This is a genomic window from Blastomonas sp. CCH1-A6 (assembly GCF_001556365.1).
Taxonomy (GTDB): domain Bacteria; phylum Pseudomonadota; class Alphaproteobacteria; order Sphingomonadales; family Sphingomonadaceae; genus Blastomonas; species Blastomonas ursincola.
This window is the reverse complement of the sequence record NZ_LSIS01000062.1, coordinates 1-26634: the sequence shown is the minus strand read 5'-3', so window position 1 is coordinate 26634 and position 26634 is coordinate 1. Positions and strand designations below refer to the sequence as shown.

Here is a 26634-nt window from a genome sequence, read left to right as displayed (position 1 = left end):
TGTCTGTGGAGCAGTTCGACACGGCCTGGGCGCTCGGTGCTGGCGAGGCGCGGGCAGCGGTCGCCTCCGGCTATCGTCTGCTGATCGCGGGGGAAATGGGGATAGGCAACACCACGGCGGCGGCGTGCATCACCCATGCGCTGACCGGCATCGACGCCGACACCGCGACCGGCCATGGCGCCGGGGCGGATGCGGCGATGCGCAGCGTCAAGCGCGACATCGTGGCCGCAGCCGTTGGTCGGCTCGGCGGGCGCACCGACAAACCGGCGCTGGCCGCGATCGCTGGGTTCGAAATCGCCGCAATGGCAGGCTTCTACGCCGAAGCAGCCCGGCAGGGCTCGACGGTGCTGCTCGACGGTTATGTGACGACCGCCGCCGCGCTGATCGCCGAACGGCTGTGCCCCGGCACGCGTGCGGCGATGATCGCGGGCCATCTCTCCGCCGAGCCGGGCCATCGCGCAGCGCTGGCGCAGCTGGGCCTCGCCCCGGTGCTCGAATGGCAGATGCGACTGGGCGAGGGCAGTGGTGCGCTGGTCGCGCTGCCGCTGCTGGACAGCGCTGCGGCGCTGCTCAGCGATGTGGCGTTGCTTGCGGATATCGGGGCCTGATATGCATGACAGACCGCCCTTCTGGGCACCCACCTTACTGGCGGTCCAGTTTCTCACGCGCATTCCCGTGCCCGGCACCGCCGCGCTGACCGCAGGCCAGGTTGCCACCGGGCTGGTGCGTGCCGTGGCATGGTTTCCGCTTGTGGGTGCGGGTATCGGTACCATCACGGGGGCGGTCGCGCTCGCGGCGGCCAGCCTCTGGCCAGCATGGGTCGCGGTGCTGATCGCGCTGGCGGTAGAGGCCCGGCTGACCGGCGCGTTTCACGAGGATGCGGTGGCCGATTTCTGCGACGCCTTTGGGGGCGGCCATGACGCGGAGGATGTTCGGCGGATCATGAAGGACAGCCGCATCGGCAGCTATGGCAGCCTGGGACTGATACTCGCGGTCGGCCTGCGCGCAGCGCTGATAGTGGCGGTGCTCGGCAGCATGGCCCCGTTGCAGGCGCTCGCTGCCATTGTCGCGTCGGCCACGTTCGGTCGGCTGCTCGTTGTCTTGCTGATGGCGGCTGTTTCTCCGGCGCCGCAGGGGACTGGCCTTGCCAAGGACATCGGCGCGGGGGTGGGGCTCTCCACCCTCCTCGCAGCCATGGCGACGGCCTTGCCCGGATTGCTGGGATTTGCGATCGATCGGCCGATGCACCTGCTCGGCGCGTTGCTGGGTGCAGCGGCGTTCCTGCTCTGGTTCCGCGCGCTACTGCTGCGCCGACTGGGGGGCAGCACCGGCGATTGCCTGGGCTTTGCGGCCTATGCCGGTCAGCTCATCCTGCTGCTGGCTGCTACCGCTGCCTGCTGATGTGCGCCAAGGTTCTGCTGGTGCGGCATACCGAAGTCGCGCGTGCATGGCGGGGCCGGTGCTATGGGCAGAGCGACATGGGCCTCAGCCGGGCAGGGGCGGCGCAGGTGCGGGCGCTGGCACCCGATCTGGCGCGGTGGAAGCCGGACATCGTGCTGCATTCGGGCCTTCGCCGCGCGCAGCGGCTCGCGCAAGCCATCGCGGCGCTTTCCGGACTGGACGCCAGCGCCGATCCGGCCTGGCAAGAGCGCGATTTTGGTAGCTGGGAGGGGCGAAGCTGGTCTGCCATCTATCGCGAGACGGGTGATGCGATGGATGGGATGATCGATGATCCCGCGCGCTTCCGTCCCGGAGGCGGAGAGACCACAATGGAACTCGCAGCCCGGTCGCTTGCCGCGTGGCGCGAGCTACCCCGGCAGCGTGGGCTGGTCGTCACCCATGGTGGGCCGATCGCAGCGATTGCAGGCACCCTGAATGGCGTGCCCGTCCGCGAATGGCCGAGACTGGTTCCGGCTCCTGGCGATGCGGTTGAGATAGCAATTCCGGACGATGGTCATTGCGGTTACTGCTCTTAGTGAGTTGACCTGTCCCAATTGGTGCCGGTGACAATTGCTGGATGAGGTGCGGCAACGTTGGTCGTCCCCCTCAAAGTCGCGCTACAGGGTCTTGTCAGAAGCAAACACTCGAGCTGGGCGCAGGAAACGAAGCGGTCGTTCGCCAACGTAGGTCGAACGACCGGTTACATTAGAAGCGGCCATTCTTGATTTCGCAAGGATAGTGACCGGGACGACTAAAAATGGTGGATTTGAAGGATCGCTTCTGGCGGGAATTCCATAAACTAGGCGTCAGCGCCTTCACAATCGCGGCCACACACCATGCCCGGCTTGGGCCGTGATATTCGGTCGACCGAGAGGCTCACACAACATTGCAATGGCCTGTGGCCGAGCGCCAGGACGTTCAGCGACTGCGCAACGATGTCTGTGACCGTGTCCATCCTCGCATTATTCACAGCCGCCCCGCAGACCATGTCGACGTCTGGTGGCAGGTCGTCAATTGGGAGGAAGTCTTGCGGCGCTGTGCAGCTCCGTCGGAACCTTAAGGGGGACTGGCCGCAAGCCTCGCCATGGCAGAATCATAGTGTCGCTGCAGCTTCCTTGATAGCGCGCCGGATGCTCATATAGGTTGCACATCGGCAAAGATTGCCGCTCATGGCCTCATCGATCGCGGCATCGTCGGGTGCCGGGTTTGACTTCAGCAGCGCGGTTGCCGACATGATCTGGCCCGCCTGGCAATAGCCACATTGCGGTACATCTTTGGCGATCCATGCGTTGCGGATTGCCTCCGCCGCCGCGCCGGAGACACCTTCGATCGTGACGATTTCGGCGTCGGCGAGCGAATCGTGCGGCGTCACGCACGCGCGCGTCGGCTCGCCATTGACATGCACCGTGCATGCGCCGCACTGCGCCGCACCGCAGCCGAATTTCGTGCCGGTCAAGCCCAAGTGATCGCGCAGCACCCAAAGTAGCGGCGTGCCCGGTGCGGCATCGACGGTGCGGGGTTTTCCGTTAACCTTTAGCGAAATAGCCATATTTTTCCTTTGTCCTATGCGCTCTGCTTGGTGGGCAGTGCCAGCTTGCTACCGTCCGCTCCGATAAACGGCAGCGTGCGCAGACGGTGGCCGGTGGCCGCGAAAATCGCGTTGGCAAGCGCCGGCGCTGCTGGCGGCGTCGGTGGCTCCCCGACTCCGCCGGGTGGCGCGTCGGAAGCGACGATCTCCACTTCAAAGGCCCGCGGTGCCTCGCCCATCCGCATCAGCCGCCAGCTCGGGAAATTGTCCTGCACCACCGCGCCATCCTTTGCGGTGATCGCACCGTAGAGCGCGTTCGACAGACCGTAGATCGTTCCGCCTTCCATCTGCGCGCGCACATGCCGCGGATTGATGACGGTTCCTGCATCTACCGCCACCCATACGCCCGGGATGGTCAGCGTGCCATCCGCGCTCACCGCGACTTCGACCACGGTGGCGACATAGCTGAGAAACGAGCGGTGCGCTGCAATCCCCAAGCCCCGGCCTTTGGGCAGCTTGCGCCCCCATTTGGCCATGGCTGCAGCCCTTTCCACCACCTGGCGCAGTCGACCGGTGTCGATGGGATACTCGCCGAGCTCGGCCCCGTAATTGCCATAGGTGGCTCCCTCGGCGGCCGGGTCGATCTTGCGCGCGGGCCCAATCAGCTCGAGCAGATAGTCCTTCTGGTCGCGCCCAGCTGCATGCGCCAGCTCCGCCGCGAAGCTTTGCACCGCAAAAGCGTGATAGACATTTGCGACCGATCTCAGCCAACCGATCCTGAGATGGCTCCTGGCATTGCCGGACTCAATCTGCAGGTTCGGCATGGCAAAGGGCATGTCTGTGGCCCCCATGCTCATCTCGCCGTCGCTCGGCTCGGTCACGCTGTTGTCGAAGGTCGAACTGATCGGCGGAAAGACCGTGCGATGGAGCCAGGCGGTGCATTTTCCTTTCTCGTCGAGACCCGCCTCGCAATATTGTGCACTGACCGAGTGATAATAGCCGTGACGAATATCGTCCTCGCGGGTCCAGGTCACCTTGACCGGCTTGCCAATCTCGCGCGCGATCAGCGCCGCTTCGACCACGAAATCGGGCTTGGACTTGCGTCCGAAAGCCCCGCCCAGCCAGGTCGGCGTGACCTTGATATTGGCCTTGTCGATGCCGAGCGCCTCGGCAAGCGTATCGCGCGTACCCTGAGGGTCCTGGACACAGGCCCAGCATTCGAGCCGGTCCCCATCCCATTCGGCCGTCGCACTGGGTGGTTCCAACTCGTGCGCGATCTGCGCATTCCAGGCGACCGCATCGCTGGCCATCCGCTCCAGCCTGCCGGCCATGGCGTTGAAATCGTCCACCAAGACGGTCATCTCGCCCGACGATGTCCTGCCGGTTGTGACGCGCGCGGAGAGGTCGCCGCCAGCAACCAGCCGCGCTGCATGGGCGACGGCAGTGACCGGCTCGACGATGCGTACGGCCATCCGGAAGGCCACCCGGCTTGCGATGACCAGCCCCAGCGCGCTCATCACGATGATCACCGCGATATCGGCCCCGTTGGGGATCAGCGAATCCTCGGGCCCCAGCAGCGATGGCGCAAGTTTCAGGACCAGCCAGTAGGTCATATAGAAGCCCACCAGCGTCAGCAGGACCATGGAGACGGTGACCGTCACCATCGAGAACGCGAGCTGTCTCCCCAGCGAGCCTGGCTGTCTCATGCCACGCCGGCAAGCCGGTAGCCGACGCCGCGTACGCCGCTCAGCATGCCGGCGGCTCCGGCGGCTTCCAGCTTCTTGCGCAGCTTGCTCAGATGGCTGTCCACCGTCCGGTCGAGCGCTTCGGCGCCCGGCAGGCAGGCATCGACCAGTTCGCCGCGCGAGAACACGCGCATCGGCGCGCGTGCCATATGGGCGAGGATGCGGAACTCGGTCAGCGTCAGCGACAAATGGGTCGCACCACCGTCGCCATGGACCACCACGAGATGGCTTTCGGCATCGATCTCGACCCGGCCGACGCGAACCACGCCCCCGGTGCTCGCCCCCGACACCCGGCGCAGCACCGCCTTGACCCGCGCGACCACCTCTACCGGGTTATAGGGTTTGACGACATAATCGTCCGCCCCGATCCTCAGCGCCTGCAGCTTGTCGATATCCTGGTCGAGCGCGGTGGTCATGATGATCGGCGTATCGCCCCGGCGGCGCAGTTCGGCCAGCACCCCCCAGCCATCGACCCGCGGCATGTTGACGTCCAGCAGCACGATATCCGGCTTCAGCGCCAGATGCAGTTCGAGCGCCACCTTGCCATCGAGCGCATGGACGGTGCGATACCCTCGCGCTCGAGATAGGCGATGGCAATCTCGGCGATTTCGGGCTCGTCTTCTGCGATCAGGACCAGAGCACTCACGCGATCAACCTCATTCTCGTGCGTCTGGCGGTGTATTTGCACGCCGAGGCCGCGCTCGCCAGCCCCGTCCACGATTCCTCCACACAAGGCCAACCAAGCTTCGACGCGATGGCTCCACATGGCCTCCACCGCCACCCATATCGGTGTCGCGGTCGGAGACCGTATGAAGACCAGATTGACCCTCCGGTGCCTGACCGGCCCGATCCTGCTGGCTTGCAGCGCTGCGCTGACCGGCTGCAGCGGCAGTACCCAGGCCCAGGCCACGCCAGAGGCGGTCACCGTCTCGGTCATCACGGTCGCCCCGTCGACCGTTGCGCCGGTGGAGGAACTGCCCGGACGCGTCATTGCCTGGCGGACGGCGGAGATCCGGCCACAGGTCGGCGGCATTGTCCAGCGCATGCTGTTCGAGCAGGGCGCGATGGTCCGCGCCGGGCAGCCGCTGTTCCAGATCAGCCCCGCCCCCTATCGCGCTGATGCCGATACCGCGCGTGCGACGCTGGCCAAGGCCTCGGCGGCCTTTGCGCGCGCGAAAAGGCAGGCCGAGCGGCTGCAACCGCTGGTCGCTGCCGATGCCATTTCGCGGCAAAGCTATGACGATGCGGTCGCCGCCCGCAACCAAGCCGCAGCCGAGGTGGGCGAGGCACGCGCGATCCTGCGCCGCCGTCAGCTCGATATCGGCTTCTCGCGGGTGACTTCGCCCATATCCGGGCGGATCGGCGCTGCGAACATAACTGAAGGCGCGCTGGTTACGGCCGGAGACGCCAATGCGATGGCGACCGTGCAGCAGATCGACCGGGTCTATGTCGACATCCGCCAGCCGGTCGAACGTTATGCCGCGATGCGCGCGGCGGGGAAGGGCGATGGATTGGTCGAGATCGTGAACGCCTCGGGCCAGGTGCATCCGGTCAAGGGTCGCATCCTGCTTTCGGGCATCGCGGTCGATCCCGGCACCGGCGACGTGCTGGTGCGCGTCGCGGTGGACAACCCAGGCGAATTGCTGCTGCCGGGCATGTTCGTGCGTGCCCGCCTGCCGCAGGGCAAGCCGTCTGCCGCACTGACGGTGCCGCAGCAGGCCGTCGCCCGCGATGCCGAGGGCAAGGCGCAGGTCAGCGTCGTCGGGCAGCAGGACCGCGTGCGCGCCCGCCGCGTCACCTTGGGGTCGCTGGTGAACGGGCGGTACGTGATCGTGTCGGGCCTGCGCCGGGGCGAGCGCGTGATCGTCGAGGGGCAGGACCGCGTCCAGCCCAATACCCCGGTCGATACCCGGCCCTGGCGCCAGCGCTGAAAGGTCCATTGATGCCCCGTTTCTTCATCGGCCGGCCCATCTTCGCCTGGGTCATCGCGATAGCCATCGTGCTTGCAGGCGTCATCGCGCTGCCGCAGATGCCGGTCGCCCGCTTTCCCAGCGTCGCGCCGCCCAGCGTGAGCATCTATGCCAGCTATCCCGGAGCGACGCCGCAGACGCTCAACGACAGCGTCGTCTCGCTGATCGAGCGCGAGATGTCCGGGGTGAAGAACCTGCTCTATTTCGAGAGCAGCGCCGATACCTCGGGCAGCGCGACCGTCACCGCGACCTTCCGCCCCGGCACCAATGTGGAGATGGCGCAGGTCGATGTGCAGAACCGGCTCAAGTCGATCGAGGCGCGCCTGCCCCAGGCGGTGCGCCAGACAGGAGTAACCGTCGAATCCGCGTCCTCGGGGTTCCTGCTCATCGTCAGCCTGATGTCGGACGATGGTCGGCTCGATGAGGTCGCGCTCGCCGATTACATGACACGCAACATCGTCGACGAGCTCAAGCGCCTGCCGGGCGTCGGGCGGGTCCAGAATTTTTCGGTCGAGCGCGCGATGCGCATCTGGATCGATCCGGCGAAACTGGCGGGATTCGGCCTGACGGCCAGCGACGTGACCGCCGCGATTGCCGAACAGAACATCCCGATCGCGCCTGGCTCGCTGGGCACCGAGCCGACGAGCGGGGGGCAGCGGGTCACCGTGCCGCTCACCGCGGACGGGCAGCTGAAGACGCCGGAGGATTTCGGCGCGGTCATCCTGAAGGCCAATGCGGACGGATCTTCGGTCACGCTGGACAAGGTCGCCCGGATCGAGCTGGGCCGCCAGAGCTTCGGCACCGCCACGCGCGAGAATGGCAAGGTCGCCGCGTCCGCCGCGATCCAGCTTTCGCCCGGCGCCAATGCCGTCGCCGTCTCGAAGGCGGTCAATGCACGCATGGCCGAGCTTGCGCCCGGCTTTCCCGAAGGCGTGAGCTGGTCGGCCCCCTTCGACACCGCGCCCTTCGTCAAGACATCGATCGAGAAGGTGCTGCACACGCTCGCCGAGGCGATGGTGCTCGTGTTCCTGGTGATGTTCCTGTTTCTCCAGAACGTCCGCTACACGCTGATCCCTGCCATCGTCGTGCCGATCGCGCTGCTCGGGACCATCGCGGTGATGCTGCTCGCGGGCTTTTCGATCAACGTGCTCACCATGTTCGGCATGGTGCTCGCGATCGGCATCATCGTCGATGACGCCATCGTGGTGGTCGAGAATGTCGAGCGGCTGATGCACGAGGAGAAGTTGAGCCCGCGCGACGCGACGATCCGCGCGATGGCGGAAATCACGCCGACGATCATCGGCATAACACTGGTGCTGTCGGCGGTGTTCATACCGATGGTCTTTGCCTCGGGTTCGGTAGGCACCATCTATCGCCAGTTCGCCGTCGCCATGTCGGTGTCGATCCTGCTCTCTGCCTTTCTCGCGCTCACGCTCACGCCTGCGCTGTGCGCCACCTTGCTCAAGCCCGTCGACCGCGAGCGGCCGAAGCACCGCTTCTTCCGCGCCTTCGACCGCTGGTTCGATCGGACGAGCACGGCTTACGAGACCTGGGTCGGACGTCTGCTGAAGCAGACCGGGCGGATGATGGCGATCTTCGTACTGCTCGCCGGGCTGATGGGCATCGGCTTCGTCAATCTGCCCTCTTCGTTCCTGCCCGAGGAGGATCAGGGCTATTACATGACCACGTTCCAGCTTCCGGCAGACGCGACCGCCAGCCGCACGATGGAAGCGGTGAGCGCGTTCGAGCGTTTCGCCGCAACCCGGCCCGGGGTGCTGACCACTCAGGCCATTCTCGGCTTCGGCTTTTCCGGCTCGGGGGCCAATGCCGCGATGATCTACACGATGTTCAAGCCCGAGGCCGATGCCCGCGCGGAGATCGCTGCGGCGGACGCAGCCATGGCCAAGGCGGTGCACGAAGGCACGGTCATGAACATGATGCCGCCTGCCATCGAGGAACTTGGCACTTCGTCCGGGTTCACGCTGCGCCTGGAGGATCGCGCGGGCAAGGGGCGCGCCGCGCTGGAAGCGGCGCGTGACCAGCTGCTCCAGCTTGCTGCCAGCGACCCGAAGCTCGCGAATGTCTATGCCGACGGATTGCCGAGCGGGACGAGCATCCGGTTGGACATCGACCGGGCCAAGGCGCGCGCGATGGGTGTATCGTTTGCCGCGATCACCGACATGATCGGCACCGCGCTCGGCAGTTCCTATGTCAACGACTTCCCCAACCAGGGCCGGTTGCAGCAGGTGATCGTGCAAGCCGATGCGCCGCATCGCATGAACATCGGCGATGTGCTGGCGATGCGCGTCCGCAACGCGGCGGGTGGGGCGGTGGCGCTGTCCGAGCTGGTGGCGGTCACATGGGAAAGCGGTCCGCTGCAACTGTCCAAATATAATGGCTATCCCTCGATCAGCATCACCGGCTCGCCCGCGCTCGGCGTTTCGAGCGGCGATGCGATGAAGGCGATGGAAGCGATCGCCGCCCGCCTGCCGCGCGGCTTCGGCATCGACTGGACCGGGGCATCGCTGCAGGAACGCGAGGCCGGTGCCCAGGCCCCCTTGCTGCTCGCGCTGTCGATGTTGGTCGTCTTCCTGGTGCTGGCCGCGCTCTACGAAAGCTGGACGATCCCGACCTCCGTCCTGCTGGTCGTACCATTGGGGCTGATCGGCGCGGTGGCTGCTGTGCTGCTGCGCGGCCTGTCCAACGACATCTTCTTCCGCGTCGGCCTGATCACGATCATCGGGCTCAGCGCCAAGAATGCGATCCTGATCGTCGAATTCGCCAAGCGCTATCGCGAACAGGGCATGGGACCGATGGCCGCAGCGATGACGGCCGCCAGGGTCCGTCTGCGCCCGATCATCATGACCAGCCTGGCCTTCACCTTGGGCGTCGTGCCGCTGATGCTGGCGCGCGGGGCGAGCGCGGAAACGCAGACGGCGATCGGCACCGGCGTGTTCGGCGGAATGATCACCGGCACCGTCCTGGCCGTGATCTTCGTGCCCGTCTTCTTTGCGGCGGTTCTGGGGCTGGCGGAACGCTGGAAGGCAGGAAAGGCATGACGACGCGCGTGCTTGTTCTCGGGCTGATGCTGGCCACGACCGCCTGCTCGCTGACCCCCCGGCTCGATCTGCCGCCGCCGCCGGTCGCTGCAGCCTATCCGGTGGCGCTCGAAGGTGAAGCGGTGCCCGAAAGGCAGGCGATGTTCGGCGATCCGCGCCTGCAGCGGCTGATCGCGCTGGCGCTGAACGAAAACCGCGACCTGCGCATCGCGGCGCTGAACGCCGAAGCGGCGCGCGCGCAGATCGGTATCCAGCGGGCGCAGAGCCTGCCCAATGTCAATCTGGATGCCGGCTATACCCGCCAGCGCCAGTCTTCGGGCGTGGCGGGGGCAGGGGTGGGCGTGACCCCGGGAGAAAATACCGGCATCACCTTCGGCCAGGTGACGGCGCAGGCGGCGCTGACCAGCTTCGAGATCGACCTGTTCGGTCGGCTGCGTGCACAAAATGCTGCCGCGAGCGAGCGCTATCTGGCCTCGCGCGAGGGCCAGCGCGCGGTCAGGCTGGCCGTGATCGGGGCGGTTGCCGACGCCTATCTGGCCGAACGGCTGGCCGACGAGCAGCTGCGGCTGAACCGGGCGACCCTGGCCGACTGGCAGGATTCGCTGCGCCTCACGCAGCAGCGTCACGCCGCAGGCCAGTCGGGCGGGATGGATCTCGCCCAAGCCGAGGGGCAGGTTCGCCAGGCCGAGGCCGATCTGGCGCAACAGCAGCGCGAGCACATGCAGGCGAGCCATGCGCTGGTGCTGGCGGTCGGCTATCCCATGCTGACGGACCTGCCCGAACCGATCGACCTGATGGGCCAGCCGATCCGCACCGCGCTCGCCGCCGATACACCGTCCGATCTGCTCACCCGCCGACCGGACATCATGCAGGCGGAGCACGAGTTGCGCGCTGCCAATGCGGATGTCGGCGCGGCGCGCGCGGCCTTTTTCCCGCGCCTGTCGCTCACCGGGGCGTTCGGCTTTGCCAGCCTCGCGCTGCAATCGCTGTTCCAGTCGGCCAACCAGAGCTGGTCGTTTTCCCCCGCGCTTTCCGTCCCGATCTTTCGCGGTGGCGAGCTGAAGGCCTCGCTCGACCTGTCGCGCGTGCGCACGTCGATCGCGATTGCCACGTACGAAAAGGCGATCCAGACCGCCTTTCGCGAGGTCGCCGATGGCCTTGCCGCCAGAGCGACCTTCACGACGCAACTTGATGCGCAGAACGCCGTGGTGGCACAGGCCGAACGCAGGCTGTCTCTGACCCGTCTTTCGCACCGGGCCGGGGTGACCAGTCGGCTCGAACTGCTCGATGCGCAGCGCACGCTCTATGCTGCGCAGCAGGCGTTGCTTTCCGCTCGCCACGGCGAGCTCACCAGCGCGACCGCGCTCTACCGCGCCCTGGGCGGCGGTGCCTGAAACAACGACAGGACGAAGACATGAGCCGCAGCTCCATAACACTTAGCCCCGCCACCCCGGCCGATTACCCTGCCTTCAAGCGTGAGCTGCAGGCAGCCTTCGCCGTTGCCGTGGTCGAGGAGATGGGTGGCTTGCCGGACGGCCCGATACCGTCGGATGCCGAACTGGACAAGGCGCTGTCCGCACCCCATGCGATCGTGTTGCAGATCCTGCGGGAGGGCCGCCGTGTCGGTGGCGCGGTCGTGACGATCAACCGCGATACCCAGGCAAATTCGCTCGACCTTCTGTATATTTCGTCCGATCAGCACAGCCGTGGATTAGGCAAGGCAGCATGGTCCGCGATCGAGGCGATGTTTCCCGAAACGCGCAGCTGGGAAACCGCCACGCCCTGTTTCGAGAAGCGCAACATCCACTTCTACGTCAATGTCTGCGGTTTCCACATCGTCGAATATTTCAACGAACGCCATTCGGAGCCGGACCAATCGAGCAGCACAGGCTTGCCCGGTGACGGGGAAATGTTCCGCTTCATGAAGACGAAGAACCCCGTTCGGCTCGAGGGCGGCCTGCGCAATATCTGATCCTGGGGAAGTGCATTCCATAACAGACGCCGCTGAACAGCTGACGAAATACCCGCTTTCGATGCGCATGCTGCACTGGCTGCGCGCGGTCATCATTCTGGGTCTAATCTGGTCCGGCTGGTACATGACCAGCCTGCCCGGAGACACGCCTGCGGCCACGCTCGCCCTGCCGGTGAAGGAGGTGTACCTTACTGGCAGTTATGGCTGCGGTGTGAACCGGGCAAGCAACCGCAATCCGCGTACGAGTCGCCTGCACCTTCAATATCGCAACGATCAGTGCTTCGTTGAACCTACTCGATTTCATGCGGTCAGCTTAGGCCCAGATGATCGGACGCGCCTTAAATCCGCAGGAAGAAAGCAGGATTCAAACCGTCAGACGAACGACCTCTCAATTTAAGGCCTGTAGCCTTTTGAGTACAGATGAACTACTATCGAGTGCCGTACGATTACATGGACTCAGTTGTCGTGCGGTGGGGGGCAGGTACGTGGAGGCAAGCGAGGGGAGAAGCGCGGCTGCACCATCCTTTCGGGCATTTTTGAGCTATAGCCACGCGGACTTCGCTGCCGCACAGCGGCTGCATCGCAAGCTCGAACGGTATCGCCTGCCGCGGCACTTGCGTCCGGTGGGGGGCGATGGCCGGATCGGCACGATATTTCGCGATCGTGAGGACCTCGCCGCCGCAACGGATCTTTCGGCCAGCGTGCGCAACGCGCTCGCGTCCTCGCAGGCGCTGATTGTGCTCTGCTCGCCCGAGGCCAGGGCCTCGCAATGGGTGGCGCGCGAAATCGCGCTGTTCCGCGAACTGCATCCCGATCGGCCGATCCTCGCGGCTTTGATCGACGGAGAACCCCGCGAGGCCTTCCCGGCGCTGCTGCAGGACGGCTGCGAACCATTGGCGGCGGACCTGCGCAAGCAAGGCGATGGCTATCGCCTCGGGTTCCTCAAGGTGGTGGCCGGCGTCATCGGGGTGCCGCTGGATGCGCTGGTGCAGCGCGACAGCCAAAGGCAGATAAGGCGCGTGATGGCCGTCACGGGGCTGGCCTGCGCGATTGCCCTAGTGATGGCGGTGATGACAGCGATCGCCCTCAAAGCGCGCGGCGAAGCGCAACGGCAACAGGCTGCGGCCGAGGGGCTGATCGAATTCATGCTGACCGATCTGCAAGAAGACCTTGCCGGCACTGCGGGGGTTGCGGTGATGGCGCGCGTAAACCAGCGCGCCCTTGCCTATTACGAAGGGCAGCAAAGCTTGGCTGCGCTCTCGCCCGACAGTCTGGAACGGCGTGCGCGGGTCATCGGCCGGCTCGGCGAGGACGCCATCTTCCGCAAGGATTATGCGCTGGCGCGGCGCAATCTCACCGAGAGGGCGCGCACGACCCTGAGCCTGCTCGGTGATGCGCCGGACGATCCGGAGCGCCAATTCGATCACGCCCTCAGCCTCAATCGCCTGGCCGTTCTGTCCGAAGCCGAAGGGAAAGCTGCACAGGCCGAGGCCGAGCTCCGGCAGAGCTGGGCGCTGCTGTCCGGGCTGCGGGCCTGGAAAAGCGGCGACCCCGAATGGCGGCGGGCTACGGCGCTGGTCGCGGGCAATCTGTGCGCAATCGATGGGCTGGCGAGAGCGGTCGACGATTCCACGCTCGGCAAGTGCCGGATCGCGGTCGAGCTCGGCGAGCGGCTGGCTGCCGACGACAAGGTCGCCTCGCGCGCGCCCTATGATCTGGTCTTCAACATGATGTGGCACAGCGTCGCGCTGGAACAGGCGGGCCGGCGCGATGATGCCGGCAGCGTCCGGCGCAAGACCTTGCAGCTGGCCGACCGGCTTGCCTCGACACACCCGGACAACCGCAAGATCAAGTCGCAGCGGATGGAAATCTATGGCTATCTCGCATCCTTCGAGGCGCCGCCGGTGAGGCGCGCGATGCTGACGACGGCCTTGCGGATCGCACAGGAACTCACGCAGCTCGATCCTGAACGGGCGGACTGGCGATCAAATCTGGACAATTTTCGCAAGCGGTTGGAGGAATGAGCGATGAGTGAGAGTGCACCTGTCCATGAACACATCTTCCTGTTCGTGATTGGCAACAGCAAGGACGTGGCCGACAAGGGCTACGCAAAGGTCCTGACGGCCTTCAGGCGCGGGTCTCAGGGCACTTTGGAAGAAGCGTTGAAAGAGATCGAGCAGGGCGATGCGACGAAATCGTGGGAACCCGCTGCCTCGACGCATGCGCCCCGCGGGATCGACCTGGCCTTCGACCCCGCGCAGCCGTGTCTGGTGTTCGTGGCGATCAGCGGCGACCACAGCCATGTGCAAGACGCGGCAGAGGATGGTGTCGTCGGTCCGCTTCATGATGCCGCAACCTATTTCGGCGACAAGATCGTGACGCCGCTGGCGATCGAGGGCATGCCAGAGAGCCCGATAATTACCGATGCGAAGCAGCATAAATTGCCGGGCAGCAAGCACCCGACCGTGTGTTCATTTGTGGTGGACGCGTCGAGCGCCCTCGACAAGGCAAAGAACGCTGGCTCGTATGCGCGCTTCCCCATCGTGTTCGATTTCGTCGATTCCGATGACGCCATATCGCCGGTGTTCAAGAAGCCACGCCCGCCCAAGGAACCTCATGCGCCCGGAACAGAGTTGCCGATGCTCAATCACGGCGGAATTCATCCACCCAACGGGGCCAGCATGATCGAATTCTTCGAATAACAGGCCTGTCGTCCCTTGCTGAACCCTTACACCCAAATCCTGCGCCTCGCCCGTTCCGGCTCACCGGAGCGGGCGTGGTCCTTGATGGCGGAGCATGGCCTGCTCGATTCTGCGAGCGATCCAAAGGCGCTGACCCTGCAGGCGAGGCTCGTCAAGGATCGGGCCAAGCGTGCAGGTGCAGGGTCCGGCCGGGCGCGGCTGTTCGATCAGTCGGCGCAGCTCTATGCAAGGGCGGCGGAGATCGCGAGATCGAGCTATCCGCTGATCAACGCGGCGTCGCTCTCGCTGTTCGCCGGCAAGCCCGTACAGGCCCGGCGCTTTGCAGAGGACGTCCTCGACCTGATCGCTGCCGATCCCGCCGAAGGCGAAACGCCTTATTGGCGCGAAGCGACGCGGGCCGAGGCCCTGCTGCTGCTCGATCACGAGGCCGAGGCGCGCGCCGCGCTGGGCACAGCGATGGCCCGGCAGCCGCACGCCTGGGAAGATCACGCCGCGACCATCCAACAGTTCGCGCTGATCCTGGCCGAGAAAGGCTGGGATGCAGCATGGCTCGACATGCACCGACCGCCGCCGAGCATCCATTTTAGCGGGATTACCGGCCTCGACCCCGACGCTTCCGATGTCGTCGCGGCTATCGCGCAGTTCATCGCCAGCGAGCGCCCGGGCTTTGCTTTCGGCGCTCTGGCTGCCGGAGCAGACCTGCTCTTTGCGGAAGCCTTTACCGCCTGGCGCGATGCTGAATGCCCGGCGGCCGAGCTGCACGTCGTGCTGCCCTATCCTGTCGATCAGTTTCGTCAGATTTCCGTCGCCGCGTTCGGCGATCGCTGGACCAGCCGCTTTGATGAGGCGCTGGCGCAGGCCAGCACCGTCACGGCTTATGGTCTCGGCGATCCCAAGCTCCCGCTCGCCGTTGACTATGCCGACCGGGTGGCGATGGGGCGCGCGGTGCGCAACGCTCAGGTCCTTGCCAGCCAGGCCGGTGCGGTCACCGTGCTCGGCAAGGGCGAAGGCCTGCGTCCGCAACTGGCGTCGTGGCGGGATAGCGGTCGACCCTTGACGATCATCGAGGCGGCGCGGTCGGCAGATTCCAGGCCCAGCCCGGACATTGCCCGTCAGAGCTTGCAGACCTTTGTATGGGCGGATCAGCAGACATGGTCGATTCACGCTGATCTTCTGTCGGCGGCGACCGAGGCACGGCGTCTCGCCAGCGCTGGCACCAGCGGTCGTGCGGCGATCCTGGTGGCGCCCGGCGATCCCGATGACGCCCCTTCGCCGCTTCTGCAGCGCGCAGCTGCGCTTGCGGCCGTGGCCAATCCCGGTACGGTGGTCAGCGACGAGCCCACCGCCATGGCGCTGGTCCTGGCCGGGTGGGACGGGACCGTGGAAGAGTTGGGCGAACTGCCGCTGCCATCGGGTCGCGAACCGATCTGGAGCGTCATCTAACCTTAAGTCCGCGCAGGTGCGAGCCCGATACCTTGGCCCGGCCTTTCGCCGCGACCTGCTAGATGACCATGTCCTCGAGCAATTTGCGCGAGACGATGGTCAGCCGGTCTGCCTCGCGCCGCACAATGCCGCGCCGCATCAGTCCGTTGATCGTGCGAGAGGCGGTCTCGCGGGTGGTCTGCGCCATCAGGCCTAATGCTGCGACCACCGGCGGCGGGGCGATGCTGTCCCCGTCGCCCGCCGCGTTGAGCAGTTCAGCACAGACCCTGCCCGTGGCCGACAGCGTGATGCGCGCGGCCATGCGGTCGAGCGCAGCGTGATACTGGCGTGCCAGGATCATCGCGAGGCCACTGCCGATCCGCGTTTCTTCCTGCATCAGGCGGTTGAGGCTGATGCTGGCAATTTCAAGCACCGCGATCCGGTCTCGTGCGATCACGTCCGATACGAACACGCGCTCGTGCGGCAAGGCGCCGAACAGTTCGCCCGGGCCGTGCGCCATCAGCAACTGGACCTGACCATCGCCGCCGATCACCTGCAACTGCGCCTGGCCGGCCAGCACGATCCAGACCTTTGCCCCCATATCGCCCTGATGGATCAGCGTCTGGCCATGGGCATAGGTCACGAAGGCCATGGCGTTGTTGAGCCGCTCCGCCTCCGCGGCGCTGCAAGCAAAGAAGGATGCCAGCGCGGCAAGCCGCTCAACCCTGTCCATGAGAGGCCCTGGCAGCGAACAAGGTCGGGCGGCGGGTGGGCGCGAAGATGTCGGCGAAGCCCGCGCCGGGCGTGACGGCAATCACGCGCACACCATCGACAGAAATGGCGCCGCAGCTGCCAGGCTTGACTGATGGCGATGAAACGATCCGAAGCATGCCGCAAGATAATCTGGAGTAACATTAATGCCAAGCCGATGGTGAAGAAGCACAGATCAGCGAGCACAGGATTCTATCCTGAGATGGTAGCAGCTTTAGCGGGACAGCGGGTAATTGCAGCGATTTGTGACAAGAAGGGCAATCCGAGATCGATGGGACGGATAATATGCGTCGGCGCAGACGATTTCGTCGGATTGGTGGACGCCTCGCTCACCGCCCAACTCTAACAACGCGATCAGCCGCGTCAGGTGACAAGGTATGCAGTCACACTGGCGACGAGAGCGAAGTTGCAGGGAGATCACCTCGAAGCAAATGTCATGATAAAGTCGGAAAAAAACGCCGATAAATAGATTCATATGGCTTGAAGGCGTGATTGCCATCACGCGCCATGGGCGCAATCGCACCTTAACCTCCCAATATTCGAGAAGGGAGCCGTATCATGAATACACTGACAACAGGACCGGATGAACTTTTTGCTGCTGCCGTTGCCGACGGACAACTGCCATATACCGGGCGGCAGATCATCACGTTCAATGGTGATGCCAAGACCGGCGATATGGTGGCGGCTCTCAGCGATCTCGGCCCGATGGCTGCGGCCAGTGACTGGGGGGGCAGCGATGTCGACATGGATCAGGTCGGCGACGCGGTAACATTGCTATTCGAGGAAACAGGCACGGCCATTTTGACCCCCGCCGGTATGCCGGTAGGCACTTTGAGCAGTGACATGGTCGAAGCGGCGCCAGCGATTCTCAGCATTGAGCCCGAACTCTTCGCATTTCCCAGCGCGGATCCGGTTACGGCTGCCGCGAATGCTACTTGGGGCTTGATAGCGACAGGCGTTCTTAACAGCAAGTATACCGGCCAGGGCATCAAGGTCGCCGTACTCGATACAGGCATGGACCTCCAGCATCCTGACTTCGTCGGACGACTGATCACGCCCAGTAGCTTTGTTCCCGGTCAACAAGTGCAAGACTTGCATGGCCATGGCACGCATTGCATCGGCACAGCCTGTGGCCCGCGCGCTCCAGCAAAGGTTCCGCGGTACGGTATTGCCCATAATGCTCATATCTTCGCAGGCAAAGTGCTATCCAACAGCGGGATAGGCTCCGTGGGCGGCATTTTGGCGGGCATCAACTGGGCAATTGCCAATGGCTGCCAGGTAATTTCTATGTCGCTCGGCTCTAAGGCAGGTCCGCAGGTCTTTTATGAACAGGCGGCACAGCGCGCATTGGCGGCCGGCAGCCTGATCATCGCCGCGGCTGGCAATGACAGCAACCGACCCAGCTACATTTATCCCACCGGGGCGCCAGCAAATTCGCCTAGCGTGGTTGCGGTCGCGGCACTTGACGTCAACCACAATGTCGCGACCTTCTCAAACGGCGGCAAGATCGAAATAGCAGGGCCGGGCGTAGATGTCTTTTCTTCGCTGCCAATGCCCCGGCAGTATGGGACGTTCTCCGGAACCAGCATGGCGACGCCACATGTTGCCGGAATTGCAGCGCTAATCGCTGAATCTAACGCTGGATATCGCGGCGCAGCGCTGGCTGCACGGTTGAAGACCTTAGCCCAGGCTTTGCCGCATCCCGTTAGCGACGTGGGAGCGGGGCTTGTGCAAGCCCCCTGACAGGGTGTAACCTCGCTTCAGAGGTAACGCCATGCCCCACAAGCCTGATGACGTGGATATGATCTTCAGCATCGCTGCAGATGCGTCGATGGAACAGGCTATGCAGGCCCTTAATCTAGCGAAGGTGAAGATTAGTCGGCCCTTGGGAGAAATTCATATGATCCTGGGGACCGGGCAGCTCTCGCAGTTGGACAACTTGCGGAAACTGCCCGTATTCCAGAGCGTGGACGTGGACTTTCCGGTGCAGATCGCGCCGCCTGGCGATCCTATTCAATAAGCTCATCTTGCTGCCAAGATGCGGGCAATGTGGCGCAGCGATTACAGCAACGTCAGGCCACGCCATTCTCTTTGGAGCCGAGCACGGGAACAAGCGCCCTGGATTTGCTGAGTTTACGGCGTTGCCCTTGTACGTTTGTGCCTGCGGGTGAGTACCAAACTTAAACCATTCGGCTTTCATCGAAACTTCGGGGGCAACCGGCGGTTTGTCGCTCAGGGGCGCCATGGGGGATATCATGATCGATCACACCACTATACATCCGCTGAGCGCCGGGATGGCGCATCATCTCGATCTGCACCTGTGGCGCGGCGCGCCGCAGAATCTCGATCCTGATCGGCCCGTCCAAATACTGGTCAACCAGGGCTATGTCGTCGGATTTTCGCCCAAGACGCTTCAGCCGGCCTGGTCCGCCTATTGCGTGGCGCATGCCGAGGCGGCGGTCGATTTCAGGCGGCCTCTCCACTATTATACGGATGTTCGGCTCGACCCCGCGCTTCGGTTGAGCAACCGGACGTTCGGCAGGATCGGGAACATTCCGCTCAATGTCGGGCACATGACGCCCAATGAAGTGATCAACCGCCAATATGGACGTCTCGCGCAGATGGAGACGTTCCTGATGTCGAACATGAGCCCTCAGTACGAGGTCCTCAACCAGGGTGTGTGGGCGAAGCTGGAGGAGGCGATCAGAGGCGTCCAGACCGAGCCCGGCGCGGACTATGCCTGGGTGATTGTCGGACCCGTATTCGGCGATGATCCGCCGCACGTGTCGCGCGACGGGGGCAAGCTGGTGCCGGTGCCGGAGGCCTATTTCGCGCTGGTCGTCGATCCGGTTCGCTACCCTTACGAAACTCCCGCCAACGTCAAGCTCGACTGCTTCCTCATCCCGCAGACCGCGCCGCGCAGCAGCGATCCCGATGCCTATCCGTCGACCCGCGAGGAAATCGAGCGGCGCACCAAGCTTCGCTTCTTCGACTCGTGGGCACGGACCTATGTGATCGGGCAGGAATCGGATGAGACAGCCAGGCTTGCGATGCAAGCCGATGCGCCGAGCCGCCTGATGCGGGCGATCGAGAGTCGACGCGAAACGTGGAAGGAAAAGTTCGATGTTCCCGCTGCGGCCCAGCCGGTGGCATCGACGATCGATGGGCTCATCGCGGACCTGCAGGAAGAGGCAAGGCTGACCAGCGAGCAGGTGCTGGGCGAGCACCGCCAGACGACGCGCGAGGAAAGGGCTCGTGCCGAGACTCTTCAGCACACGCTTTCCTGGCTCATGCGCGCCAAGGAGATCGCCAGCGATCGCTCCGGGGGTGACAAGCCGGGAGGGCAAGCCCCCGCTTCCGGTGATCCTGTTATTGCGCCGCAACCGCCTGCCGGCATCGTCGCCGCACCGGCGTCGACAGGGGCGAACATCATCACCTACAAGATCGTCAACGATGCAGGGGACCGGCTAAGGAACGGAGCGCGCGCGGCGTGCAACTTCTGGAACCGCTTCGTCCTTCCGCGCTATTCGATCGTCATCCGTCTGGGGCTGTTTACCCATCTCGGCAATACGATCGCACGCGCCTACCAGCCCTATGAACAGGACGGGGTTCGGTACGGCCAGGTCGAGTTCAACACCCGGTATCTGCTTGATTTCACCGCTGACGAGATCGCGGGAACGATCATCCACGAGATCGGCCACACGCTCGGGATCGGCTGGGACAATTGGTCACAGTTGTTCGACGCTCAAACTGGTCGCTTCTATCCGGATGCAGTCAAACGAATGGCTGCGCTTGCCGGCATGGAGGTCGAGCGCGATGGCGGCCCTGGAACGGCGCTGGCGCATTGGGACGAGGCGCTGTTCGATCGCGAGCTCATGACGGGCTACAAGGACCCGGGCGAGCATGTGCTTCCGATAACCATCGACGTGATGGAGGCCTTCGGTCATGACGTGGCCGAGCGACTGGCGGGGCAGACCAGTCTCGAAGAGCTGATGCAGGGCATTGCCAGCATGGTCTTCTCGCGACAGGACGAGGTCCGCAAGATCGATCTCGACTATTTCGAGGCGATGCCGCTCCGCGAGGTCATACCGCATGACTCCGCGCAACTGGCTCAGTTCATCGCCGAGCAGGAATAAGCGCTGGTTCGCGGTCGCGCCATTGCGGCGCGTCAGAAGCCTGGTGCGATGGTTGCCACCACGCGAAGCCCCCCGTGCAGGCCTCGCGTGGTTGGCTTTTGAGCCACGAGTGTCCGAACGCGCGATCAGGGGCCGATGGTGCGATAACGAAGCGTGACCTCCTGCCGACGATGATTGCCGGCGAGTTTCATATCGGCACTGGCGGCGCGGCCGCCAGGCTCCCGCGCGATGATCCGCAGCTCGCTCGACCCTGGAGGCGGACCGGCCCTGAGCGTCGTGCCCGGCGGGGGCAGATGCAGGGGGCGGCCAGGCTCGGTCAGCAGCGAGCTTCCAGGAACCGGCAAAACCCGCGTGATATCGCCCGCAGGCGATATCTCTATGACCTCGATGGATGCGGGGCGGTCGGTCGTCACGGTGAGCGCCAGGGTTTCGCCCACCGCGAACACGGGTTCCGGACGGTCGAATCTTGCCCGAAGCCCGATCGGCTGCGCCGCATCCTGCGCCAATGCATCCATGCGCAGATCGAACAGCGGCAGGCAGGCCGACAGGAGCCCAGCTGCGGTCAGGGCGCGCCAATAATGACGATTCCGACTGGATGGTGGCATGCTCAACCTCCCTGCTTCCGGCGCCGCAGAGCCTTTGCCCTTGCCATCCAGCGCTGCGCTGCGACCTCGTCTCGGGGGATGGCTTCGCCTTCGAAATAGATGAACCCTGCATCTTCGGCCGCGGCCGCAGAACCTGCCTCCCCGGCACGTTCCAGCCATGACAGGGCCCGTTTCGCCGCTTCTGCACTGCCGGTATCCGAAAGCCAGAGATATCGGCCATAGGCTGCCATGCCGTCGATATCGCCGAGCTGCGCAGCCCGATGCCAGGCGCGTGACGCGAGTGGCTGGCTTCCGTTCATGGCGTGCGCTTGCCCCAGAAGAAAATGGGGCCTGCCGTCGTCGGGGGCGCTCGCTGTTGCGGCCATGCATGCCCGCACGGTTGCGGCGATGCCGGATGCCGCGGCGGAGCCGCCAAATGCTTCCACACCCGCTTCGCATTCGCGCAGCGGTGCCCTGGCCGCATGGAGCGAATATCCCCAGCCGCCCAGGATAGCGATCAGTGTTACGGCACCGGCGGCCATGATGGCGAACCGGCGGCGCGGCGCGGGTGGAGCCGTCCAGCAGATGCTGGCATCTTCAACCGTCGCGCAGGGGCACAATGTCAGCTTCCGGTCGCCCGCGGCCGATCGCAGCCGTTCCTTGATCTCGTCCGGCGCTGCATCCCAGTTCACGGCCGGAAACGCGAAAATCGGCGCCTGGGGCTGCTGCAAGGCAAACTCAAGCACGTGAAGCGCCTTCTGCGGGAAGCCATCAACCGGACCGACCTTGCCCGGCTCGTTGGGAAGCACGCATCCTGTCGCCACAACGACCGTGTCGTCATGGCCCAGCGCCCTGGCTCTGCGATCGGCAATCGCCAGGGCAAGCCCGAAGCTCTTGCCGCCAAATTGCCGACTGCTGATGCCGATGGAAACGCCGTCGAGCCGCCTGGCCGGGTCGTCTCCTGCTCTTGCGCTCATCAGGATGTCGATGGCGTCGTCCGTTTCCGGGGCGATGGCAAAACGCGGCTGCCGATCAAGTATGGGCAGGCGTTCCACCACGATGGTTTCCAGCGCCGGACCGCTGGGACCCGTGGTGGGAAACTTCGCCCGGGCAATGGCAGGAGCGGACATCTGCAGCCCGCCTAGAAGAAGTCGATGGACAGCGGATGATCCCGCAATCGATCTTGCGGGCTTTCGTCGGATGTCCAGCTTCCGTCCAGACCGCCATGCCGATCAAGCGCGCCTTCCAGCCATACCATCCCGCCGCCATCGGTCACGCGCACATTGAGGCCGGGAGGCAGATCTTCATATGCTTCACGGCTCAATTGCAGGCTGATCATCCAGCGCTCGGTCGCCTGGCTGTAGAGCAGCCTTATGGTGACGCCCGACGCGGAAAAGCGGTCGGAATCCTGCAAGCTGTCGGCGGCGCGCCGCTCGAACTCCAGTGCGTGTCCGTGCCGACGCCATTTCTGTGTCGCCTCGCGTGCGAGTTCTGCGCGCATCCGCTGGTAAAGTGAGCGGGCAGACGGCGACGTCCAGATCAGCCGCACCACCTCGTCGGGCAGCGCAGCATCGCCGTGCAGGTGATCGCTTACCGCATCGACGAACCACAGGTCGTCAAATTCCTGCTCCGGTTCGATCTGTCGATCGAGCACATGGGCAAGCAGATTGCTTGATTTGCGGCTTGAAGTCATCGCTTGTTCTCGCTCAATCTGGTCTAGTTTCCAGGGTTGCGAGACCATTGCTCGCTTCCCGACTGGAAGCCGGTAAGGTGCTCGAACAGCCCTTCCGCCTTCGTTGTAAGGCATGTGCTCAGGGCGGACAGCGCGTCCTCCAGCACCCGATAGAAACGCCGCCGGTCGATATTCTGTCTCTGGCAATAGCCTGAGGTGCTGAATTCCACCGGGTCGGTCATCTTGAAATGAACGCGGACGAACGAGCCCGGCTCATCCTCAAGCTGACTCAGGCACTCTTCCAAAAAGCGCCCTGACCGGGCGAGTTCGGGCAGATCGGCTTCCACCGGCAAGAACGGGCGCTCGACTTCCGCGTCGCTGTCCAGCGCGCTGGGTCCACAGTCCGCGCAGAATTCGGCAAAATATTCCTCTATCGTGATGATCGTCCTGGGCAGGTTGCGATCGCTTGCATGATGTTCGCGCAGATGCTCGGCGAGCAGGCGGAAATGGGCGATGGTGCAACGGTTCGTTGCATCGGGTCCGGCAACCGACCGGCTGATCTGGTCCAGGCGACCCCATGTCTTGGCCCGGTGTTCGCTGCCCCCGATCGCGGCGTTGCGCATCCGGGTCAGCCCGCGACGGACCGCTACGACGCGGATCGCCGGTGCATCCTCGCCCATCAGTCGTGCCCCGCTGGCTTCGAGCGCCTGACGCAGCGGCCGACTGTCGCCGAGCAAGCTCAGCGCACAGTCCGAAGCGGGGCCCGGCCTCTGCATCAACTGTTTTGCCACCCGCTCGATGAAACCGGTCCATGCTGCATCAGTTACCGTTCCGTGATCGGCGATATCGGCAAATATCTCGCCTCCCAACGCGACGATCCTTGCCCGCATCAATTCCCGCGTGCGCCGCCATTCCACGGTCAACCACCGCGAATCATCACTATCTGTCAGCACAGAATGCCCCCATCCAGATGGATATGGCCATGGGATACGCAAAATGGGGGACTGCGCAAGCCGACAGCAATGTCTTTTGTCATCGGAACAAGCAAAAAGCCTGCACCAATAGTCGTTGATGGAAGAAACACTGCTTGGCCTGCAGGCTACCATCGTATGGTTTGCCCAATTGCCGGGCCTGTGCGAATTGTCGGCCATCAGCTGTTATTTGGTCGGCACTGGCGCGACGGCGATTGACCCGGAATGTTCAAGACCCCTTGGTCGAGGCACATGCGCTGTTCGAGCATATCCAGTTCCTTGCTGGGGATGCCGAGTGAGGCCGGCGTTTCGAGGCGCGGCTTGAGGTCGCGGTGCTCTGGGCCGCAGTCGCTGTCGACGATGGCGGGCGCTCCGTCCAATCCGATTGCGGGCTTGGCACAGACCGCCGGAGATGTCGCGCCAAGGGCGATCACCGCCCATGTCAGGTGGCAGAGCCGGAATATGTTTGCCTGGGGCATGATGGTTTCCTCATCGGATCGGGTTGCGGATGGCGGATGGCGGATGACGCGCACATTGGCTGAAGCCACCTGGAGGGGAGATACTCGCCCGACCGCCGCCGAAAAAATGCCCCGCCAGATGTCCTGGCGGGGCGGGGGCGGACAGCGCCTCAGCGGCAGGGGGCGTAGCTGCTCATGGTTGCGTTGGAGTTGATCGCGCAAATGTCGGTCCCGACCGCTACGACAATCTGGTCACCGTTGACCCGCGTAGTCGCATTTACGTCGCCGCCGACCTCGACCTGACCGTAGATGCCTGAATTAAAGTTGCCGGTGGTGATATCTGTTCCAACCGCCGTGTTTATCTGATTGCCGTCAATATTTGCGGTCAGCCTAGCGTCGCCGCCCACCTTGATCGCCCCTGCGGATGCCTGGCTCGCCGGAGCGGCGACCAAGAGTGCCATTACCAGCATTGCAATAGAGTTACGCATGACGAATTTCCTTTCGATCTTTGTCGCTGGCTCGGATTGAGCGCTGCCGACACTCCACCGTTGGGAGGGGAGGGGGCCGATTGTGCAAACTTCCCGAAAAATTTTTGAGGCACTCAACGTCTCATTGTTTGGCATCGAACCTAGCACCACGGCTCGGCCAAGCCCGCTGTCGCGTTCCCATCTCGAGTTCCGACCGGCGCGTCTGTATCCTGGCAGCCATCAAAATAATTATTTTTACTAACGCACAGCTTGATCAGGTTCCGCTCCAATTGGCAGGTATCCATCAAGAAAGGACGCGCCATGCATAAGATCTATTTTGCACTGTTCATAATCGGAAGCAGCGCGCTTGGCCAGGCAGCCGAGGGCAAGGCGATCCGCGTTCGCGGAAACGCCGACATGCAAGCAAATACCGGGACGTCCATTGCGGTGGGCATCGGTCACGGGACCCGGGCTACGAATGAAACAGGTTCTATCTTTGGGAGCCGAATTGGCGGCGATGCGCGTGCGAACGGAGCCAGCCGCAGTCAGATCGCGGTGGCAGTGGGGTACAGGTCACGCGCACGGACATCAATCGGTACCATTTCCGATGCCGATACGCGCGGGTCTGCCCGGGCCAACGGAAGTGCCCGGTCTGCCACTGCCCTGTCCTTTGCGCCCGGCAGTTCAACATGCCTTGCTGTCGGAAGCGTGGGCCGTGGCGGCAGCCGAGCGTCGGGACATGTCGGCACAGCCATCGTTTACGATTTCGGTCTCTTCCGCCGGACTAGGGTTCGGGTCGGAACCTCCGGCCAAGTGTGTTGACCCCGTTCCGATCCATCGATTTCTAAGGAGAAAGACAATGAAAACGTTCGTTCGCGCCGTTCTTCTGGCAGCCCTGACGCTGGCAAGTGCCCCTTCGATTGCCGGCCCGGCAACGGTCTATATGCCGGATCCGACCAAAAAGAAGATCAGTAATGGGGTTTTGCTTTCCACGATCATTCCGGCAAACAATCAGGCTGCCATTGCCCGTATCCGCTCCAGAGGAGGCGGCGCACAGTACATTCCCCAGACTATTCTCAATCCTAGCCTCGATGGTAGCCGGTCGAGCCGCATTTCCTGTGAAACGAACGTCGACATCGGGGGTGATATAAGCAATAGGTCGCGATTGACGAATGGAAATCGCGGTGTTTATGTCGAGCGTCTCGAAGTCATCGAGACTCGTCCATGTGTTGGTGCCGCAAGATGGCGATGAACGCGGCTGCAGAGCGGGGTAGATATGCAGCATTATATGAAAATTGGTGCAAAATTACTCTGTTTGGTGTTGGCTGGTTCACTGAGCCTGGCACCACTCAGCGCACAGAATTCATCGGCCGCCATCTACGCGAGGCCGCAGGGTCTCCCTGAGCGTGCAACGACGAATTTTGATGCTTCGCTCAGATGCATGGACGATCTGCTGGCACGCTCTGGACTGGCAGGAAACGAAATAATCTATGCCTCTCCACTGTCCGAAGCTGTCGCTTCAGGCGCGATGACCCGCGATCTGGTGATCGCGTCGCTGGCGCGGATGTCGGAAAAGAGCAGGATTTTCAATATCCGCACTGACATCCAGTCCGACAGAATTGAAGACATCGACCCAAAGTCGTTGCTTGTGACAGGCTCGGTTACAGGCTTCGAAGAAAACATAGGTCACGTCCGTCAATGAGGTGTAATTTGGGGTGTGGTCACCGGGCTGCATGG

26 protein-coding genes and 1 pseudogene are annotated in these 26634 nt (G+C 63.9%); 15 read left to right on the top strand and 12 right to left on the bottom strand.

Annotation, left to right across the window (positions count from 1 at the left end; all coding sequences use genetic code 11):
* From AX735_RS02595 to AX735_RS02585, 3 genes are all read left to right on the top strand, one after another.
* The coding region (locus AX735_RS02595) for a nicotinate-nucleotide--dimethylbenzimidazole phosphoribosyltransferase (RefSeq protein ID WP_202189485.1) at positions 1-608 on the top strand (608 nt) is incomplete at its 5' end.
* A 1-nt stretch (position 609) separates the two neighbouring features.
* Complete coding sequence (locus tag AX735_RS02590) at positions 610-1401, top strand: adenosylcobinamide-GDP ribazoletransferase (RefSeq protein WP_231749993.1); 792 nt, start codon at positions 610-612, stop codon at positions 1399-1401.
* A gap of 20 nt (positions 1402-1421) precedes the next feature.
* On the top strand, positions 1422-1976 hold the full coding sequence (locus AX735_RS02585) for a histidine phosphatase family protein (RefSeq protein WP_231749992.1): 555 nt from the start codon (positions 1422-1424) through the stop codon (positions 1974-1976).
* Between the two features lie 557 nt (positions 1977-2533).
* Here the strand turns inward: AX735_RS02585 and AX735_RS02580 are convergent.
* The 5 genes and pseudogenes from AX735_RS02580 to AX735_RS26215 form a co-directional block, all read right to left on the bottom strand.
* A complete protein-coding gene (locus AX735_RS02580) occupies positions 2534-2989 on the bottom strand; it encodes a (2Fe-2S)-binding protein (RefSeq protein ID WP_066275089.1) in 456 nt (151 codons plus the stop codon).
* Positions 2990-3003: 14 nt separating this feature from the next.
* Positions 3004-4674: a molybdopterin cofactor-binding domain-containing protein gene (locus tag AX735_RS02575; protein WP_082750888.1), complete on the bottom strand. Its 1671-nt coding sequence runs from the start codon at positions 4672-4674 to the stop codon at positions 3004-3006.
* Positions 4671-4847, bottom strand: coding sequence for a winged helix-turn-helix domain-containing protein (locus AX735_RS26225; RefSeq protein ID WP_231749994.1), 177 nt, complete (start codon positions 4845-4847; stop codon positions 4671-4673). The genes AX735_RS02575 and AX735_RS26225 overlap by 4 nt, the downstream gene beginning before the upstream one ends.
* A 234-nt stretch (positions 4848-5081) precedes the next feature.
* Positions 5082-5258, bottom strand: a pseudogene (locus tag AX735_RS26220) (response regulator); the annotation flags it as partial.
* A complete protein-coding gene (locus tag AX735_RS26215) occupies positions 5225-5431 on the bottom strand; it encodes a hypothetical protein (RefSeq protein WP_231749991.1) in 207 nt (68 codons plus the stop codon). The pseudogene AX735_RS26220 and the gene AX735_RS26215, both read right to left, overlap by 34 nt.
* Positions 5432-5534: 103 nt before the next feature.
* Between AX735_RS26215 and AX735_RS02565 the strand changes: the two genes are divergently transcribed.
* From AX735_RS02565 to AX735_RS02535, 7 genes are all read left to right on the top strand, one after another.
* Positions 5535-6644, top strand: coding sequence for an efflux RND transporter periplasmic adaptor subunit (locus AX735_RS02565; protein WP_231749990.1), 1110 nt, complete (start codon positions 5535-5537; stop codon positions 6642-6644).
* 11 nt (positions 6645-6655) lie between these two features.
* The gene (locus AX735_RS02560) at positions 6656-9742 is read left to right on the top strand and encodes a multidrug efflux RND transporter permease subunit (RefSeq protein WP_066275087.1); all 3087 of its coding nucleotides are present in this window, start codon (positions 6656-6658) and stop codon (positions 9740-9742) included.
* Positions 9739-11136, top strand: a complete 1398-nt coding sequence (locus tag AX735_RS02555) for an efflux transporter outer membrane subunit (protein WP_066275085.1) — start codon at positions 9739-9741, stop codon at positions 11134-11136. The genes AX735_RS02560 and AX735_RS02555 overlap by 4 nt, the downstream gene beginning before the upstream one ends.
* Positions 11137-11156: 20 nt before the next feature.
* A complete protein-coding gene (locus AX735_RS02550; protein WP_066275082.1) occupies positions 11157-11714 on the top strand; it encodes a GNAT family N-acetyltransferase in 558 nt (185 codons plus the stop codon).
* 323 nt (positions 11715-12037) lie between these two features.
* On the top strand, positions 12038-13738 hold the full coding sequence (locus AX735_RS02545; RefSeq protein ID WP_082750887.1) for a toll/interleukin-1 receptor domain-containing protein: 1701 nt from the start codon (positions 12038-12040) through the stop codon (positions 13736-13738).
* 3 nt (positions 13739-13741) lie between these two features.
* Complete coding sequence (locus AX735_RS02540; protein WP_066275077.1) at positions 13742-14416, top strand: hypothetical protein; 675 nt, start codon at positions 13742-13744, stop codon at positions 14414-14416.
* A 15-nt stretch (positions 14417-14431) separates the two neighbouring features.
* Positions 14432-15859, top strand: a complete 1428-nt coding sequence (locus tag AX735_RS02535; RefSeq protein WP_446471766.1) for a tetratricopeptide repeat-containing protein — start codon at positions 14432-14434, stop codon at positions 15857-15859.
* A gap of 58 nt (positions 15860-15917) precedes the next feature.
* Here the strand turns inward: AX735_RS02535 and AX735_RS02530 are convergent, their stop codons facing one another.
* On the bottom strand, positions 15918-16571 hold the full coding sequence (locus tag AX735_RS02530; RefSeq protein WP_066275075.1) for a Crp/Fnr family transcriptional regulator: 654 nt from the start codon (positions 16569-16571) through the stop codon (positions 15918-15920).
* A 596-nt stretch (positions 16572-17167) separates the two neighbouring features.
* On the opposite strand from AX735_RS02530, the gene AX735_RS02525 reads away from it, so the two are divergent.
* From AX735_RS02525 to AX735_RS02515, 3 genes are all read left to right on the top strand, one after another.
* Positions 17168-18352 carry a S8 family serine peptidase gene (locus tag AX735_RS02525; protein WP_082750886.1) on the top strand — a complete coding sequence of 395 codons (1185 nt, stop codon included), beginning with the start codon at positions 17168-17170 and terminating at the stop codon, positions 18350-18352.
* A gap of 31 nt (positions 18353-18383) precedes the next feature.
* On the top strand, positions 18384-18629 hold the full coding sequence (locus AX735_RS02520) for a hypothetical protein (RefSeq protein ID WP_066275068.1): 246 nt from the start codon (positions 18384-18386) through the stop codon (positions 18627-18629).
* A gap of 235 nt (positions 18630-18864) precedes the next feature.
* Positions 18865-20745, top strand: coding sequence for a DNA/RNA non-specific endonuclease (locus AX735_RS02515; protein WP_202189484.1), 1881 nt, complete (start codon positions 18865-18867; stop codon positions 20743-20745).
* Positions 20746-20870: 125 nt separating this feature from the next.
* On the opposite strand, the gene AX735_RS25545 is transcribed toward AX735_RS02515, so the two are convergent.
* From AX735_RS25545 to AX735_RS02485, 6 genes are all read right to left on the bottom strand, one after another.
* The gene (locus AX735_RS25545; RefSeq protein WP_066275064.1) at positions 20871-21350 is read right to left on the bottom strand and encodes a DUF4384 domain-containing protein; all 480 of its coding nucleotides are present in this window, start codon (positions 21348-21350) and stop codon (positions 20871-20873) included.
* A 2-nt stretch (positions 21351-21352) separates the two neighbouring features.
* Entirely contained in the window at positions 21353-22459 is a 1107-nt protein-coding gene (locus tag AX735_RS25540; RefSeq protein WP_066275059.1) for a sel1 repeat family protein, read from the bottom strand.
* Between the two features lie 11 nt (positions 22460-22470).
* Positions 22471-23022: a hypothetical protein gene (locus AX735_RS02500; RefSeq protein ID WP_066275055.1), complete on the bottom strand. Its 552-nt coding sequence runs from the start codon at positions 23020-23022 to the stop codon at positions 22471-22473.
* A gap of 23 nt (positions 23023-23045) precedes the next feature.
* Positions 23046-24152, bottom strand: coding sequence for a hypothetical protein (locus tag AX735_RS02495; protein WP_137775443.1), 1107 nt, complete (start codon positions 24150-24152; stop codon positions 23046-23048).
* On the bottom strand, positions 24152-24451 hold the full coding sequence (locus AX735_RS02490; RefSeq protein WP_066275048.1) for a hypothetical protein: 300 nt from the start codon (positions 24449-24451) through the stop codon (positions 24152-24154). The genes AX735_RS02495 and AX735_RS02490 overlap by 1 nt, the downstream gene beginning before the upstream one ends.
* Positions 24452-24600: 149 nt before the next feature.
* The gene (locus tag AX735_RS02485) at positions 24601-24918 is read right to left on the bottom strand and encodes a hypothetical protein (RefSeq protein ID WP_137775442.1); all 318 of its coding nucleotides are present in this window, start codon (positions 24916-24918) and stop codon (positions 24601-24603) included.
* Positions 24919-25756: 838 nt separating this feature from the next.
* Between AX735_RS02485 and AX735_RS24830 the strand changes: the two genes are divergently transcribed.
* Together AX735_RS24830 and AX735_RS24825 are read left to right on the top strand one after the other, a co-directional pair.
* On the top strand, positions 25757-26149 hold the full coding sequence (locus AX735_RS24830) for a hypothetical protein (RefSeq protein WP_137775441.1): 393 nt from the start codon (positions 25757-25759) through the stop codon (positions 26147-26149).
* 36 nt (positions 26150-26185) lie between these two features.
* Complete coding sequence (locus AX735_RS24825; RefSeq protein ID WP_156447398.1) at positions 26186-26599, top strand: hypothetical protein; 414 nt, start codon at positions 26186-26188, stop codon at positions 26597-26599.
* Positions 26600-26634: the final 35 nt, after the last annotated feature.